The organism is Pedobacter kyonggii, assembly GCF_004310665.1.
GTDB lineage: Bacteria > Bacteroidota > Bacteroidia > Sphingobacteriales > Sphingobacteriaceae > Pedobacter > Pedobacter kyonggii.
Genome location: NZ_SIXF01000013.1, coordinates 80,208 through 93,120, shown reverse-complemented (window position 1 = coordinate 93,120; position 12,913 = coordinate 80,208). Strand labels below are relative to the sequence as shown.

At 39.6% G+C, this 12,913-nt stretch carries 14 protein-coding genes; 8 read left to right on the top strand and 6 right to left on the bottom strand.

Translation table 11 applies throughout. The features are described 5' to 3' along the window. The first annotated feature begins 159 nt into the window (after positions 1 to 159). The 6 genes from EYS08_RS14500 (at position 160) to EYS08_RS14475 (ending at position 4,516) form a co-directional block, all read left to right on the top strand. Complete coding sequence (locus EYS08_RS14500) at positions 160 to 381, top strand: hypothetical protein (protein WP_131030720.1); 222 nt, start codon at positions 160 to 162, stop codon at positions 379 to 381. A gap of 13 nt (positions 382 to 394) precedes the next feature. After that, complete coding sequence (locus EYS08_RS14495; RefSeq protein WP_131030719.1) at positions 395 to 1,552, top strand: hypothetical protein; 1,158 nt, start codon at positions 395 to 397, stop codon at positions 1,550 to 1,552. 309 nt (positions 1,553 to 1,861) lie between these two features. Next, on the top strand, positions 1,862 to 2,398 hold the full coding sequence (locus EYS08_RS14490) for a hypothetical protein (RefSeq protein ID WP_131030718.1): 537 nt from the start codon (positions 1,862 to 1,864) through the stop codon (positions 2,396 to 2,398). 212 nt (positions 2,399 to 2,610) lie between these two features. Next, entirely contained in the window at positions 2,611 to 3,336 is a 726-nt protein-coding gene (locus tag EYS08_RS14485; RefSeq protein WP_131030717.1) for a hypothetical protein, read from the top strand. A gap of 136 nt (positions 3,337 to 3,472) precedes the next feature. After that, a complete protein-coding gene (locus EYS08_RS14480; protein ID WP_244215960.1) occupies positions 3,473 to 3,934 on the top strand; it encodes a DUF4262 domain-containing protein in 462 nt (153 codons plus the stop codon). A gap of 102 nt (positions 3,935 to 4,036) precedes the next feature. After that, positions 4,037 to 4,516, top strand: coding sequence for a hypothetical protein (locus EYS08_RS14475; RefSeq protein ID WP_131030716.1), 480 nt, complete (start codon positions 4,037 to 4,039; stop codon positions 4,514 to 4,516). Between the two features lie 561 nt (positions 4,517 to 5,077). On the opposite strand, the gene EYS08_RS14470 is transcribed toward EYS08_RS14475, so the two are convergent. Together EYS08_RS14470 and EYS08_RS14465 are read right to left on the bottom strand one after the other, a co-directional pair. Continuing rightward, the gene (locus EYS08_RS14470; protein ID WP_131030715.1) at positions 5,078 to 5,890 is read right to left on the bottom strand and encodes a helix-turn-helix domain-containing protein; all 813 of its coding nucleotides are present in this window, start codon (positions 5,888 to 5,890) and stop codon (positions 5,078 to 5,080) included. After that, positions 5,891 to 6,862: an aldo/keto reductase gene (locus EYS08_RS14465; RefSeq protein WP_131030714.1), complete on the bottom strand. Its 972-nt coding sequence runs from the start codon at positions 6,860 to 6,862 to the stop codon at positions 5,891 to 5,893. A gap of 316 nt (positions 6,863 to 7,178) precedes the next feature. Here EYS08_RS14465 and EYS08_RS14460 point away from each other — a divergent pair, with 316 nt between their 5' ends. Continuing rightward, the gene (locus EYS08_RS14460; protein ID WP_131030713.1) at positions 7,179 to 8,075 is read left to right on the top strand and encodes a hypothetical protein; all 897 of its coding nucleotides are present in this window, start codon (positions 7,179 to 7,181) and stop codon (positions 8,073 to 8,075) included. A gap of 37 nt (positions 8,076 to 8,112) precedes the next feature. Next, the gene (locus EYS08_RS14455) at positions 8,113 to 8,607 is read left to right on the top strand and encodes a hypothetical protein (protein ID WP_131030712.1); all 495 of its coding nucleotides are present in this window, start codon (positions 8,113 to 8,115) and stop codon (positions 8,605 to 8,607) included. On the opposite strand, the gene EYS08_RS14450 is transcribed toward EYS08_RS14455, so the two are convergent. The 4 genes from EYS08_RS14450 to EYS08_RS14435 form a co-directional block, all read right to left on the bottom strand. Beyond that, the gene (locus EYS08_RS14450) at positions 8,604 to 9,446 is read right to left on the bottom strand and encodes a helix-turn-helix domain-containing protein (protein WP_131030711.1); all 843 of its coding nucleotides are present in this window, start codon (positions 9,444 to 9,446) and stop codon (positions 8,604 to 8,606) included. The two genes, EYS08_RS14455 and EYS08_RS14450, sit on opposite strands and share 4 nt — an antisense overlap. 120 nt (positions 9,447 to 9,566) lie before the next feature. Continuing rightward, positions 9,567 to 10,055: a hypothetical protein gene (locus EYS08_RS14445; protein WP_131030710.1), complete on the bottom strand. Its 489-nt coding sequence runs from the start codon at positions 10,053 to 10,055 to the stop codon at positions 9,567 to 9,569. Between the two features lie 262 nt (positions 10,056 to 10,317). Continuing rightward, positions 10,318 to 11,436: a Gfo/Idh/MocA family protein gene (locus tag EYS08_RS14440; RefSeq protein WP_131030709.1), complete on the bottom strand. Its 1,119-nt coding sequence runs from the start codon at positions 11,434 to 11,436 to the stop codon at positions 10,318 to 10,320. A 188-nt stretch (positions 11,437 to 11,624) separates the two neighbouring features. Beyond that, complete coding sequence (locus tag EYS08_RS14435; RefSeq protein ID WP_131030708.1) at positions 11,625 to 12,881, bottom strand: serine hydrolase domain-containing protein; 1,257 nt, start codon at positions 12,879 to 12,881, stop codon at positions 11,625 to 11,627. Positions 12,882 to 12,913: the final 32 nt, after the last annotated feature.

The following is a 12,913-nucleotide window of genomic DNA, read 5'->3' as shown; positions in this document are numbered from 1 at the left end:
AATGAAATAATTTGTGATTTGGAAAACTGTTTGTTATCTTGTATGTTAACAGGTTAAGAGATGAAATTAAGGATGTGTCCAAGGTGGACATATTTTTTTTTTTAACAACAAGTTATCTGAAAAATATCTTTACTTTTGCAACCCTTTTATTTATATATCATGAGCAAGGATAGTATCTTAAACAATCTTTTTAGAGCGGCCTCAAATATGCTTACTCAATTCAGTACAGAGGAACCGCTGATCAGTGAGGAGACTAAAGCAATCCTTAATGATTCGGAGGGTAAAGTCGAGCTTTATGACAAAATCATGAGCAAGCGTAAACATGGCGAGGTCACCCTTAATTTGAAAGGTCAGGACATTAAGTTTTTCGTAGAGGCTTAAACATAAAGTTTCTTTGGAACAGGTTGCGCTCAATACCGTGATCGCTGTGATGATGGCGATTTTTCCAGGTTTCCTTTTTAGAAAATTTTATTATCGTGGTGAGTTCACCAAGCAGTTTAATCAATCCAATGAGTTTGATAAGTTGTTGTGGAATGTGTTTTTCAGTGGGGTTTCCATGGGGGTCACTTTTCTCTCTGTTTATGCTTTCCGATCGATGTCGGGTCTTGAAGTTCTAGATTCACTTAGTTATGATACTGTACGACAGATTGCAACGCCAATTGCGGACAATAAGATTCCGGATAAGGATCTGATGTACAAAACCTATCAGGATTTACTATTGATCATTGCGCTTATTTACGCTATTTCCTGTTTCTTTGGTTTTATGTTGCATTGGCTGGTTAGAGGGCTCAGACTAGACGTACATTTCCAGCTGTTTCGATTTAAAAATTATTGGTATTACTATATTCATGGTGGCAAAATCCTTTATAGCAGTCCAGGCAACAAAAAGCCTGCTTTTACGATGGTAGATGTGTTATGTGAGATTGCAGGTGAAACTAAGATGTATTCTGGCATCCTCTCGCAGTATACAATTAATAAGGAAGATAATAACCTAGAAAACCTATTTCTGACCAATGCACGTGCGCTAAAACAGGTGAAAAATGCTGCAGGCAATACAGTGGAGGTGAAGTCAAGAGAAATTCCTGGAGCAGCTTTTTGTATTCCGTATAAAACGGTAGCAAACATGAATTTAGTGTACGTTTATCGTGATGATCGTGGTCGGAACCTGAATAAACTTTCTTTGATTGCGATTAATATAGCTTTCTTTCTATTTTTCACATTTGTAGTCGCTTCGTTCTGGTTTGATTTAAGTTCCTACGGTATTGTAGGATTCTGGGAAAAATTTTTCTACGGCATTTTCGCATTTATGGGCTTAGCCAACTTTCGCTTATTATTTTTAAAAAGGGCTTGGCAAAACCTTGAGTGGATAACTGCCTCTTTATTAATTATTTCCAGTTCGTTATGGATCCTCTACCTGATGGGAGTTGTCAATGTTTGGGTTTCAATCGGCTTTTTTATTGTCGCTATTGTAGTGATTTCTACAATTCCCTCTTCATCACCATCCCAGGACTCTAATTCTGATGCCCAGCAATCATCACAGGATAACAGCTAATGATTTCAGATTCCTTGTTTATTTATTCCCGCAAAAAAACCTTTGATCTACACTAGTGGCTTTGTTTCACAAAACAGTTTTCTGTTTATTTTGCACTGTTTTTCTTCAGTAACCTCAGTCTTTATTTGCCGTTCAAGGTTTAAGATCTTGCATTGGTTACGTATAGGTGTACAGCGAGGCTAAAATCGCCCTTCAAATACGATTTACGATTTATTTACAAAATTTACATTTTTATTTACAATCCAAATTACTCCATCCGAAAAATATCAAACTAGATTCGCTTAATCAATTTGAAAGGATATAAAACATATGAAAAAAACCATCTATGTGCTGATCTTACCACTGGTTGTGGTAAGCGGATTAGTATTTGCCAATCGTGAAATTAAGCCATCCCCAAAGCCCTTGTCTACCGCTGAGCGGAAAGCCCGCATGGTGGATGACAGGAAAAAATGGGAGGCCTCTCCTGACGGGATCAGGTACAAAGAATGGGAGCTTTCTCCTGAAGGTAAAAAGGTACATGCCAGCCATGATAAAATAAGGAAGTACATAAAGGATTTCAGTAATATGGAGGCCGTGGTCACCTCTGTTACTTTTCAGCGCGCAAATGCGAAATCAGGACCAAAATGGCTTATCATCCATATTGATGGCGAAGAATACATGATGCAATTCACGCTTAAGGAATTTCAGCAGTTAAATGGCCTGAAAGTTAACGACAAAATAACAGTAAGAAGCCACAGCGCTGGCTATTCGCCTAATCATCCCTATTTGATTGTATCGGGCGACTATATTGAGCAAAATAATAAGGTACTTTTTAAACGTGACTTTAACAAAAATAACGGTTGCTGACAAAAAGCTCGATATTCCGCACCTCCTAGTTAAGATTAAAAGCGCATCGAAAGATGGGCTTTTTTTGTTTAGATCTATCCATAATTAGTTTGGCTTGGGTCTTAGCGAGACGCTAAGACTAGAGGCTCATCCGACATTTTAGCCTATTTTTTGGGATTTGTTAAATACTCCGTATTTTCGGCCGACAATTTTCGCTCACCAAACATTTCTTTATGAAAACCAAATTTTTGCTCCAAGCCTTATTTCTGTTAATTATCAGTACAAGTCTGTTCGCCCAAAAGCCCATTACCCCTGATGTTGACAGACTTAAACTGCATTTGAGCGATTACAAGGACTTTGATGCGCGTATTAAAGAGCTGCAGTATTTAGGCTACACCAAAATCGACTGGCCGATTGCTAAAAGCGACGACTGGTTGCAGAATTCAACATATGAGTTAACCCGCGATACGATCCAGACCGTACTGGAAATCATCCATGGGAAAGGCAAAGAAGTGTTTAAGGTAAACATGTACCAGGGATATTCGCCGAAGAAATGGGCAACATTGACCGCTGCAAGGAAAATAGAGACTGTCGACCTCATTTTCTTTAATGTCTGGAGAATGATCAACAAACAATTTGAAGCAACCCAAAAACACCAGCGCATAGTTTGGGGAACTTACAAGGTAACAGATTACGATATTCCCGAAACCTTTCTAAAGGGGCTGGATGAAGGAAAGTTAGGGTATTTCTGCTATTGGGGTCCATTTATGAAACAGCCTATCGAGCTGCACAATCATAACGCCAGGCTGATCAAAGTCACCGTTTCCGATCCGGAAGCAGCAACGGCATATTACAAGGCGACAAAAAATAAATCCAGCATCAGCTGGCCTGTCTATGACTTGGCCGTTCCGAGCACATCGAGAGATGGGCTTTTTTTGTTTAGATCTATCCATAATTAGTTGGGCTTTGGACTTAACGAGATGCTAAGACTAGATGGCGTAATTGATAAAATGAGTTATTTAGTCAACTACAAGCCAAATTTGGTTTGTAGTTGCGCATATTTATATTATCTACTATTTTGCAAAAAGTTCTGCGATGAAGATAACTGAAGCACAAAAGAAAAAATATTTCAAAAGAGTGAATGATGATATCCGTAAATACGGCTATCATACCACTGCTGTATTAGAAGCAGAAAATTCTACACCTTTTACTTACTCAACTGGAATTTTTGAGAATTTCAAAATCCCTGAATTGTTCATTTCAGGTCTCGGTCCAAACCTTTCCGAGGAATTGATTAAAAATTATGCAGATCAATATAAACATGGGGCTGTTCCGCTAAATAAAAGAATTACAGACTTAACGGAAAGGTTTCCGGTATACTTTATTAAAGTCACCAATGAAAGTTTATCTGATTATGTGTTATCTTCAATCAGGCATTATGAGGACAAAAAATATGAGTATTTACAACTTGTATTTCCTGATTTAAATGGAAATTTCCCAAATGAGCCAAACTATGATTATGACCAAAAAATTGTTGGAGAATTCAAACCAACATAAAAGCAGAACGAAACAACACATTCATCTACTATGAAGAATAGATAATCTCAAAAATTATCCCCCCATTTAAAAAAAGAGAATTGACAGGAAATCTAAATTAGCATGCTTAAACTGTACAAATTAATAAATAATCAGCTTCATTATTGGGAGACTTGGGATGACGAAAAAACAGCAACAATACATTCAGGTATTGTTGGAGAACTTGGCGAGCAAAATAAAGTTACAGGTGGGCTTTTTTCAAATTTCCGTAAGAAAGTGCAAAAGGAAATTGATGCTAAACTGAAAGAAGGTTATACTGAATTTGATGATGATAAAATGGCTTTCTTGGAAGTTGAATATATTATTGACGGCTTCGGTACAGATGAAGACCTTGATAAACGCCATAGACTTGAAAATCACTTAGACGAACTTTTAGCTTCGACTGGACTTGGCTATGCAGATGGTGGTAGTATTGGAAGCGGAACAATGGAAGCCGGTTGTATAGTTGTGGACTTTGACATCGCAAAAAAAGTAATTGAAGAAAATTTGAAAAACACAGAGTTTGGAGACTATTCTCGAATATTTAAAATGGGTGACGAATAATAGTAATCACATCAACACACACCTACTAACTCTACACTGAGCAAAGCCGAAGTGAATAACACATGTTTTTTTTATTTTCGACTGTAGAAAGGTCTTCAACAAGCTACCATTGATGTTATTTTACAAACTACTATTAATCAATATTTTAACCGATTTTGTATTTCCGCCCAACTAGGCCACACCACCGTATCCCCGTTCTACTTAAACCCGGCCTAACAAATTTTTCGGGCCGCACTCCTCAAGCCAACCCACTAGCTTCGAAAGAAAACGGCGAAGCCCTCATGAATGCAGCTGAAAACTATAATACAAATGAATAAATTTTCAGCCGGCATTTTTTGTTTCTTTTTGATGCCAAAAAGAAAGAGCCCTTCGGCGGCGGCGAGCCGAGGCAAGACAGCGCATTAGGGCAAAAGAAATCAATTAAACGTCACTCATATTGATTTTTTGTAAAATAAATTACCCCATCAGACTGACAACGGCATAGCACTTAAATTAATGACATTAGTCTTAGTGCCGCTACCTAAAACAACAACCAAAATATCCTTTCGTAAAATCCACACCTTACGAATTTACCGCAGTAGGCGCCATACCGAACTTCTTTTTAAAAGCATGTGAGAAGTGCGACAGGCTTTCGAAGCCCAGGTCGAGGTAAATGGCAGAAGGTTTCTGATGTTTGCTTTCGATGAGGTGTTTGGCTTCTGTTAGCCGTTTATCCTGCAGCCAATGGCGGGGTGGCGCACCGAATGTTTTCAGGAAATCGCGTTTAAAACCGGCCAGACTGCGACCAGTAAGCTGCGCGAATTTTTCGATGGGCACATTAAAATGAAAATTGCTCAGCATAAACTTTTCCAGGTCTATTTTATAGGGTTCTGAAAAGTCGAATAAAAAGTTACGTAGTGCCGGTAGGGCAAGTAATAGCAATTTAATTCCTTCTTTCACTTTCAAAATACCCATTTCATTGGTCATGGTGGCACCCGAGCTTCGGGCATAAGGAACAATAGACTGGAAATATCCTTTGAGGAATTCGTTTGATGGAATCAGGATATTTGGCGGACCAATGTATTTATGGTCTGCTGTTAACTTTTCTTCCAATACGATCTTGCGCAAAAGCTCTTCCTGAAGGGATATGACGATGGTTTCATAGTTTCCTCCGGGCAGCGGTGTTTTGGTGAGTGTACCCAGCTGGTTTTTGCCAATCAACAGCAGTTCTCCTCCGGTCATCGAAATGCTTTGCCCAGCGGTTTCTAAAGTGAACTGCCCCGAAACCTGCAATACCAGGGTATGGTGGTTCCAGAAGCACACTTTTTCTTTCCGCTGGGCAGAGAGGTAAGAATAAAAGATTAGGCCTGGGAGGATTTCTTTTGGATTGGTCATTTAACGTTGTAAATAAGTACCGCCACGTATGGCACCTACTGCAAAAGTAGTATTTAAAGTGTTCATTTCTTGCGGCGTAAATACAATATCAAGCGCTTTAATATTTTCGGGCAGGCGCGATCTGCGGCTCATGCTTACTAAAGGCATGATATGATTACCCTGCTCCTTTACCCAGGCAATAGCAAGCTGCGTAGGTGTACAGCCTTTGTTGTGGGCCAATTGTTTCAATACTTCTACTTTTTCGAGATTATGAACCAGGTTGTCACCCTGAAAACGGGAGAAATGGTTATGGTAATCATTTTCTGCGAGTGGCGCTTTCATGTCACCGGTTAATAAACCTTCAGCGGTATTGGCGAAGGCTACTACGGCAATGCCCAGTTCTTTTGCTGCAGGCAGCAGTTCATTTTCGATCTGACGGTCGGCCAGCGAATAGCCGATTTCCAGCGCACTTATGGGATGAGTGTCATTTGCCTGACGAAGCTGATCAGCCGTAATTTCAGATACACCAATGTGACGCACTTTACCTTCTTTAATCAGGTCGGCAACCGTTCCGATGATGTCTGCTACCGGTACGCTGTCGTCCATTCGGCAAGGCTGGTAGAGGTCGATGGCTTCGATGCCTAAACGCGTTAGTGAGTAATTAATAAAATTCTTAATGGCGATGGGCCGCAGATCTAATCCCAACCACTGGCCGTTGTGAAAGATGGCACCGAATTTTACGCTGATAAAGGCATCGTCGCGCCGGCCTTTAATCGCTTTGCCAATTAACATTTCGTTATGACCGGCACCGTAAAAGTCGCCTGTATTTAAAAAGTTAATGCCATTATCTAATGCTTCCTGAATGGTGGCAATACTTTCTGTTTCGCTGGGCGTAGCACCACCCCATACAGAAGACATGCGCATACAGCCTAAACCAAGTTTAGATACGAATGGGCCATTTTGACCCAACTGAATTTTTGTGATGTTGTTCATGAAACAAAGATCAACATTCGAAATACCCAAGACTTTCTTCTACGGCTCAAATATTTTGTTTGTACGGCTCAGCTGTTGCAGTTACATTTTTTAGGTACGCCATTAATTTAAATCCATTTTCCACGAAAATTAATATCTTGCAGAACTAAATTAACAATTATGCTCAATCTCACTTTATCCATTGGAAACGTTCATAAGCGTTTGAGCATCAAAGTAAATCATACTAGATACATGATAGGAAATTTTGCTAAATTGGATGAATCGAAGATTCGTTTAAGGCAAACGCTGTCCATTTACTAATTACTGCAATATCAATATGAGCTTCGATCTATACTTCTACAAACGAAAAGACAGTCAGCAAACGGAAGAACAAATAGCAGAATATCTGACAAAAAACCTTTCTCATAATCTTAGTGATCATCCGAGACAATGGCATTATGAAAATCCTGCCACGGGAGTTTATTTTCTCATTGACTGGAACGAACCAGAAGAAGAACAGGACAGTATCGAAGTATTTGATAATTTTCAAGACTATAAATACCTGAACTTCACTTTCAGTATCAACTTTTTCAGACCCAGATTTTTCGGACTTGAAATATTCCCCATTATTGAAAAACTCATAAGCGACCTTGATCTTTTTGTTTTAGATCCACAAGATGAAACCGACTCTAACAATCCAAGGAAATTTCCTGCAGGACATTTTCAAGAACAATGGATTAGACACAATGATGGCGTAACATTAGACCAGTTCACTGAGTTAAATTTTGAATATTTACCTATTGACAAATCAAACGACCTGTGGTGGTTTCAATTTAATAGCGAAGAACTTCAAAATAATCTGACAGAAGATTTATTTGTTTCAGGCTTCTTTATTTTAAAAAGCAAAGAAGATGGGCAATTATATACTGCGTGTGTTTGGCCGCAACACATTTCAATAATACTTCCACCAGTTGACTTTTTAATAGTTCAAAAAGAACATAGACAGCTTTTTAAGACGGTAAAAGAAAGTGGACTTGTAACATATAACACAGTTCTTAGTGAATTTGCAGACCACTTTGAAAATTATACACATGAAATCCCAAACCTAAAGGTTTTTAGAAACACTGGTTCTAATCAAATTAAGAAGAAATTTAATGCATTAAAATTGGGTAAAACTGTAAGTGAATTTGGTAATGGAGTCAGCTTTGATGGTTTTGTAAATGTCCGACCTTGAGACCTATCTAGCGCAAATAAAGCTGAAATGCAGCAATATGAATAAAATAAAAAAACATAGGGGACTTAGACGATATTATAAAAACCTTAAGGTAAAAAACAGCAACTGGTCAGGATTGAACTTCGATACCCCTGAACATGCCTGGTTTGATTTATGGCACACACATTTTGACTGGCGTGGTTATGGCAATAATAGTTTTAAAAAACGCAAACCTCATCTCGACAAGCTATTTAGGCATTTTGATCTACTCGAAGAAAAAGCAAAGTATTTGCAAACTGATTATCAAATATGGGCAACGTTGATCGATTTTGATAGTTATAACGATGCCTTATTTTTACACACTCCGAATCCGAACCATAACAACTTTCCATGGATAATGAAAGATCTTTCCAAAACAACTACTTTATCGAACAAAGAATTAGACCATTACATTGATGGACTGATAGGCTATGAAAAACGATATGGGCGAGCAGATGAGGCTTTCTGTGTACTTTTCAAGAAAAACCCTGGCATCCCTGTAGTGCCCATCTAACGCTCCCGAAAATCACTAGGTGTACACTTATACTTATCGCGAAAGCTTTTGGTAAAATTGGCCAAATCATTATAGCCACAATTAAAAGCAATGTCTTTAATCCTTTCGTTTGAAATTATCAGCATTTCGGCAGCTTTTTCGAGCCTTTTGGTTTTGATATAATTGGCTGGCGTATCGTTGTAATGTCTGGCAAATTCGCGTTTAAAAGACGATAAACTCAAATTATTCAATTGTGCAAGGGCTTCGATACTGAGCTGTTCAAACAGGTTGGCCTCAATAATTTGCTTAAAGGTGTAGGTAGTGGGCGAAAAAAGCTGTGCAAATATGGTTTGTATGGCCCGGGCATTAGCAGTTTGGGCCAGCAGCAGGATAATTTCTTTTAACTTTAAAACCAGTATATCTTCGTTAACCAGTGCCGGATGCTGAAAATAAAACAGCAAGCCTTCGATATATTTTTCGATTAAAAAACTGTTGTTTAAAATTTCAAGACTTTTGTTCGAAACCATCCGATCGGGTACCTGAAGTATAACCGGCATCTCCCGGTCGTAGATCCGCTTTAAAATATCGGGATGAAAATTAACGACCATAATTTCATTGATTCCCTCTTCATTTAAGTTACTGATGGTTTTGCTGGCCTGGATACAATTTAAAAACAAGGCATGTTTATGTGGTATATTTACCCGGTCTTCGTCGCGGTGATATTGCATTTCACCTTGTAACATGTACAAAAAGCAGGCATTATCAGTAATGGGAAAATCGAAGGTAAAAGGTGCCTTTATCCTGATGTTCTGGATAATGGATTTACCAAACAAATCGTATTTTTTATGGTCAATGATCATATTAAAAAAAAACTTCTGCTATAAAAATAGAAAAACTAATGCATGCTTTGGCTTTTCTGCGCCCATGCATTAGCTTATCTGGTATAAAAAGATCCTTTAACCCAAAATCGCATTTTTGGTTTACCGTATTCTAAGCGCGTTACGTTGTTTAATGTACTGGTAAATGGCACCGGCAACAAATGCGATTAAGAGCACGAGCAATGTTTGGGCAATTATAGGATCGGTAGGATTTTTAGCCAGTGGATGCCCCAGCGGAACCCGGGTAAAGGTTTCGTTCACTGTGGGGATGAGCGACAGAAAGAAGCTAAAAGAAAGTAAAAAATTCTCTATATAGCAGGCCTTGTTATTGGTATTTCGCTTTGCCGAAAGCCAAAAAGCCACCACCACTAAAATAAAAATGAATACCGAAAAAATATGCCCGGCATTAAAGCCTCCATGTTTGGAGATTCCCAATGCAGTTAAAGCCGTAACAGCAGTAGTATAAAAGTATATTTTACCACTAAGATGTGTTAAATCAATTTTGCCAAAACGTACAAATGAAATGATTGCCGCTGCGATGGCCACGATACCAATGATGGTATGAAAAATTCCTAAACCAGATAGTCCCATAGTCTTTTTTGTTGTTATGTAATTGTTGTTTACAAAAGTGGCTATAGTAAGGTTAAGGCGTTTTGCTTATTCGTTCAATTAATTGGTAATCTCGTTCAAAAATAATCGGGTGTGCTGCTTCCTGCCTAAAGTAATGGCCGGGCTTGAATTTTCGTTATGGCAGGCAGGCCATATTCGTCGATTGGACGAAGTTATTTCGATGGGACTTTGTTGGGCAAAAGGCACCTATAACCCAATAAATCCGCTTTAAAATTCCCCTTATCTAAGCAGTTAGATCGACCTTTTTCCCTGTTTTTACGGCCTGGTAGATGGCATCAATAATTTTAAGATCTTTTAAACCTTCTTCACCGTTTACAGGAACCACCGGCTTTTTATCTTCAAAAATAATAGTGGCCATTTCATCCATCTGTACAGTTTGATGCGTAGTTATGGGCTGTGTGAGTTCACCCTTGTGTGTTCTACCCTTTATCGGACCATAACCGGTAGAAGGTTGCATTTCTGCAAATCCTTTGTCGCCACTCATAAAAAATCTATCCAGGTGATTGATGTTATAACTAGACAAGCAGGAGGCTACCGCACCGCTCGGGAAACCCAATTGAAATTGTATGGTTTCATCTACGCCTTCTTTAAACTTTACAGGGTCAGTCTTGGTTTCCTGGGCCGTTACCCAGATTGGCTCTTCGCCCACCATATACCTGGCTCCATTAATCGCATAGATTCCAATATCCATCATTGATCCCCCTCCTGCAAGCGCCTTGTTTAATCGCCATTGCGTAGGATCGCCTATTTTAAAACCACATTGTCCCTGGAAAAACATGACCTTACCGAAGTCGCCAGCATTCCTCATTCGGATCACCTCCAGTGTACGGGGCTCAAAATGCAACCTGTAACCAACCAGTAACTTTACATTTGCTTTTTTACAAGCATCAAGCATCTCTTGCCCCTCTTTGGCATTCAATGCCATCGGTTTTTCGCATATGGCATGTTTTCCGGCTTTTGCTACCCGGATAACCTGGCTATGGTGCAGTGCATTTGGTGTAATTACATAAATCGCATCTATATCCGGATTGTTTTTTACCTGATCGAAGTTTTCATAGTTATAACAATTCTTTTCAGGGATGTTGTACTTGGTTTGCCATTCTTTAATTTTTGAAGGCGTACCGCTAATTACACCTACCAGCTTGGCCTTAGTACTGGCCTTCATCGCTTCTGCTACACGGGTGCCATATCCGCCTAAACCCATGATGGCTACCCTGAGTACCCTACCCTGGTAAGGCTGTTCGCTCTGGCCTGGAGCGTTCGCAAATGCCGATATTGAACTTAATTGCAGCATCAATGCTGATGCACCCATTTTTTGTAGAAAATCTCTTCTGGTATTCATATTTTTCCTGTGGCTATGTACCTATTCAGCAAAAATAGCAATCAATATTTGCAATTACCCATTTTCACCGCTTAATTAACTGATTTACTTTATGATACCAAACACCGATCTACTACATTTAGTTTTCATGATTTACTAATTAGTAAGTTCAATAAGGATACCGACGAACGGTTTTACTTGGCAGATTGTTAATTCAGTGCCTGATAAACCAGCACTTTATATTTGTCGCTGAGCTCGCTGTGTTTCAAGGGCCACTGTTGTAGGAATAAAAGGCCAGAAAGTTTTTCTTTTGGATCGGCCCAGTATGAGGTTGCGAAAAAACCTCCCCAGGAAATGCTTCCTTCAGATAAGCCCAATTTGCCACTTCCCTTCGCTGTTGTAAGCTGAAAACCAATTCCGAACTTATCATCACCCAATGAAATATCCCCGATCTGGTTCCTGGTCATCACATCAACGGTATGCTTTGCCAGCAATTGCTTACCCAGATAATTCCCTTTATTGATAAACAGTTGCAGAAAAGCAGCGTAATCAGTTATGGTAGATACCAATCCGGCCCCACCTGCAAAATAACCATTGTTATTTACCGGGTAATTTATCGAACTACCCGGAAATGTACCATCAACCCATTTAACGGGCTTACGGGTCTTCGCATCTTCGGTATATGCAGTTACCAGTCTACCCCTTTTGGTTTCAGGCAGGTGAAAATAGGTATCGTTCATCCCCAGGGGTGTAAATATTCTTTCGGCAAAAAACCTGTCTAAGGACATGCCAGATGCGGCCTCCACCAGCCTTCCCAGCACATCAATACTTAAACTATAGTTAAAGCGTTCGCCAGGGTTAAATTCAAGGGGCAAAGTGCCCAGTTTATTCACAGCATCAGCCAAAAGCTGCTTATGGTCAGAAAATCCGGCCTGTATACCAGCTTTGGCATAAATGGCCTGCATTTTGGCTGAACCGATCTGTGCATAGCCTAATCCGGAAGTGTGCGTGAGCAGGTCCCTGATGGTAATTTCGCGTTTAGCAGGCAGGGTGGTATAACTACTGTCCTTTTCGTTAAACTTATCGAGCACTTTGGGGCTGGCAAATGAGGGAATATATTTAGATACCGGATCATCAAGCAGAAACTTTCCCTCTTCCCATAACATCATCACCGCTGTGCTGGTAATGGCTTTGGTTTGGGATGCAATACGGAATATGGCATCTTTATGCATCGGCCTGCCTTTTTCTTTATCGTCCATACCAAATGCTTTAAAATAGGCTGGCTTCCCATCCTTCATGACCAGGCATACTGCCCCCACAATCCAGTTGCTATCGATGTAACTTTGAACCACCCGGTCTATCCGGGCTAAACGCTCAGGATGAAAGGCACCGGACTTGACAATTTGCTGCCCGTGTAGCGACAAACATATGGTGGTAATGGAGAGGAACAGGAATAAACGTTTCATAAGACCGGTATTGTTAATATCAAATATAGCTA

What these genes read in the sequence shown, in the direction of transcription:
- EYS08_RS14445 (WP_131030710.1), bottom strand. Translation starts at nt 10,055, where the DNA reads ATGGGACTATCTGGTTTAGGAATTTTTCATACCATCATTGGTATCGTG.
- EYS08_RS14470 (WP_131030715.1), bottom strand. Translation starts at nt 5,890, where the DNA reads ATGACCAATCCAAAAGAAATCCTCCCAGGCCTAATCTTTTATTCTTAC.
- EYS08_RS14500 (WP_131030720.1), top strand. Translation starts at nt 160, where the DNA reads ATGAGCAAGGATAGTATCTTAAACAATCTTTTTAGAGCGGCCTCAAAT.
- EYS08_RS14475 (WP_131030716.1), top strand. Translation starts at nt 4,037, where the DNA reads ATGCTTAAACTGTACAAATTAATAAATAATCAGCTTCATTATTGGGAG.
- EYS08_RS14450 (WP_131030711.1), bottom strand. Translation starts at nt 9,446, where the DNA reads ATGATCATTGACCATAAAAAATACGATTTGTTTGGTAAATCCATTATC.
- EYS08_RS14480 (WP_244215960.1), top strand. Translation starts at nt 3,473, where the DNA reads ATGAAGATAACTGAAGCACAAAAGAAAAAATATTTCAAAAGAGTGAAT.
- EYS08_RS14465 (WP_131030714.1), bottom strand. Translation starts at nt 6,862, where the DNA reads ATGAACAACATCACAAAAATTCAGTTGGGTCAAAATGGCCCATTCGTA.
- EYS08_RS14490 (WP_131030718.1), top strand. Translation starts at nt 1,862, where the DNA reads ATGAAAAAAACCATCTATGTGCTGATCTTACCACTGGTTGTGGTAAGC.
- EYS08_RS14435 (WP_131030708.1), bottom strand. Translation starts at nt 12,881, where the DNA reads ATGAAACGTTTATTCCTGTTCCTCTCCATTACCACCATATGTTTGTCG.
- EYS08_RS14460 (WP_131030713.1), top strand. Translation starts at nt 7,179, where the DNA reads ATGAGCTTCGATCTATACTTCTACAAACGAAAAGACAGTCAGCAAACG.
- EYS08_RS14485 (WP_131030717.1), top strand. Translation starts at nt 2,611, where the DNA reads ATGAAAACCAAATTTTTGCTCCAAGCCTTATTTCTGTTAATTATCAGT.
- EYS08_RS14440 (WP_131030709.1), bottom strand. Translation starts at nt 11,436, where the DNA reads ATGAATACCAGAAGAGATTTTCTACAAAAAATGGGTGCATCAGCATTG.
- EYS08_RS14455 (WP_131030712.1), top strand. Translation starts at nt 8,113, where the DNA reads ATGAATAAAATAAAAAAACATAGGGGACTTAGACGATATTATAAAAAC.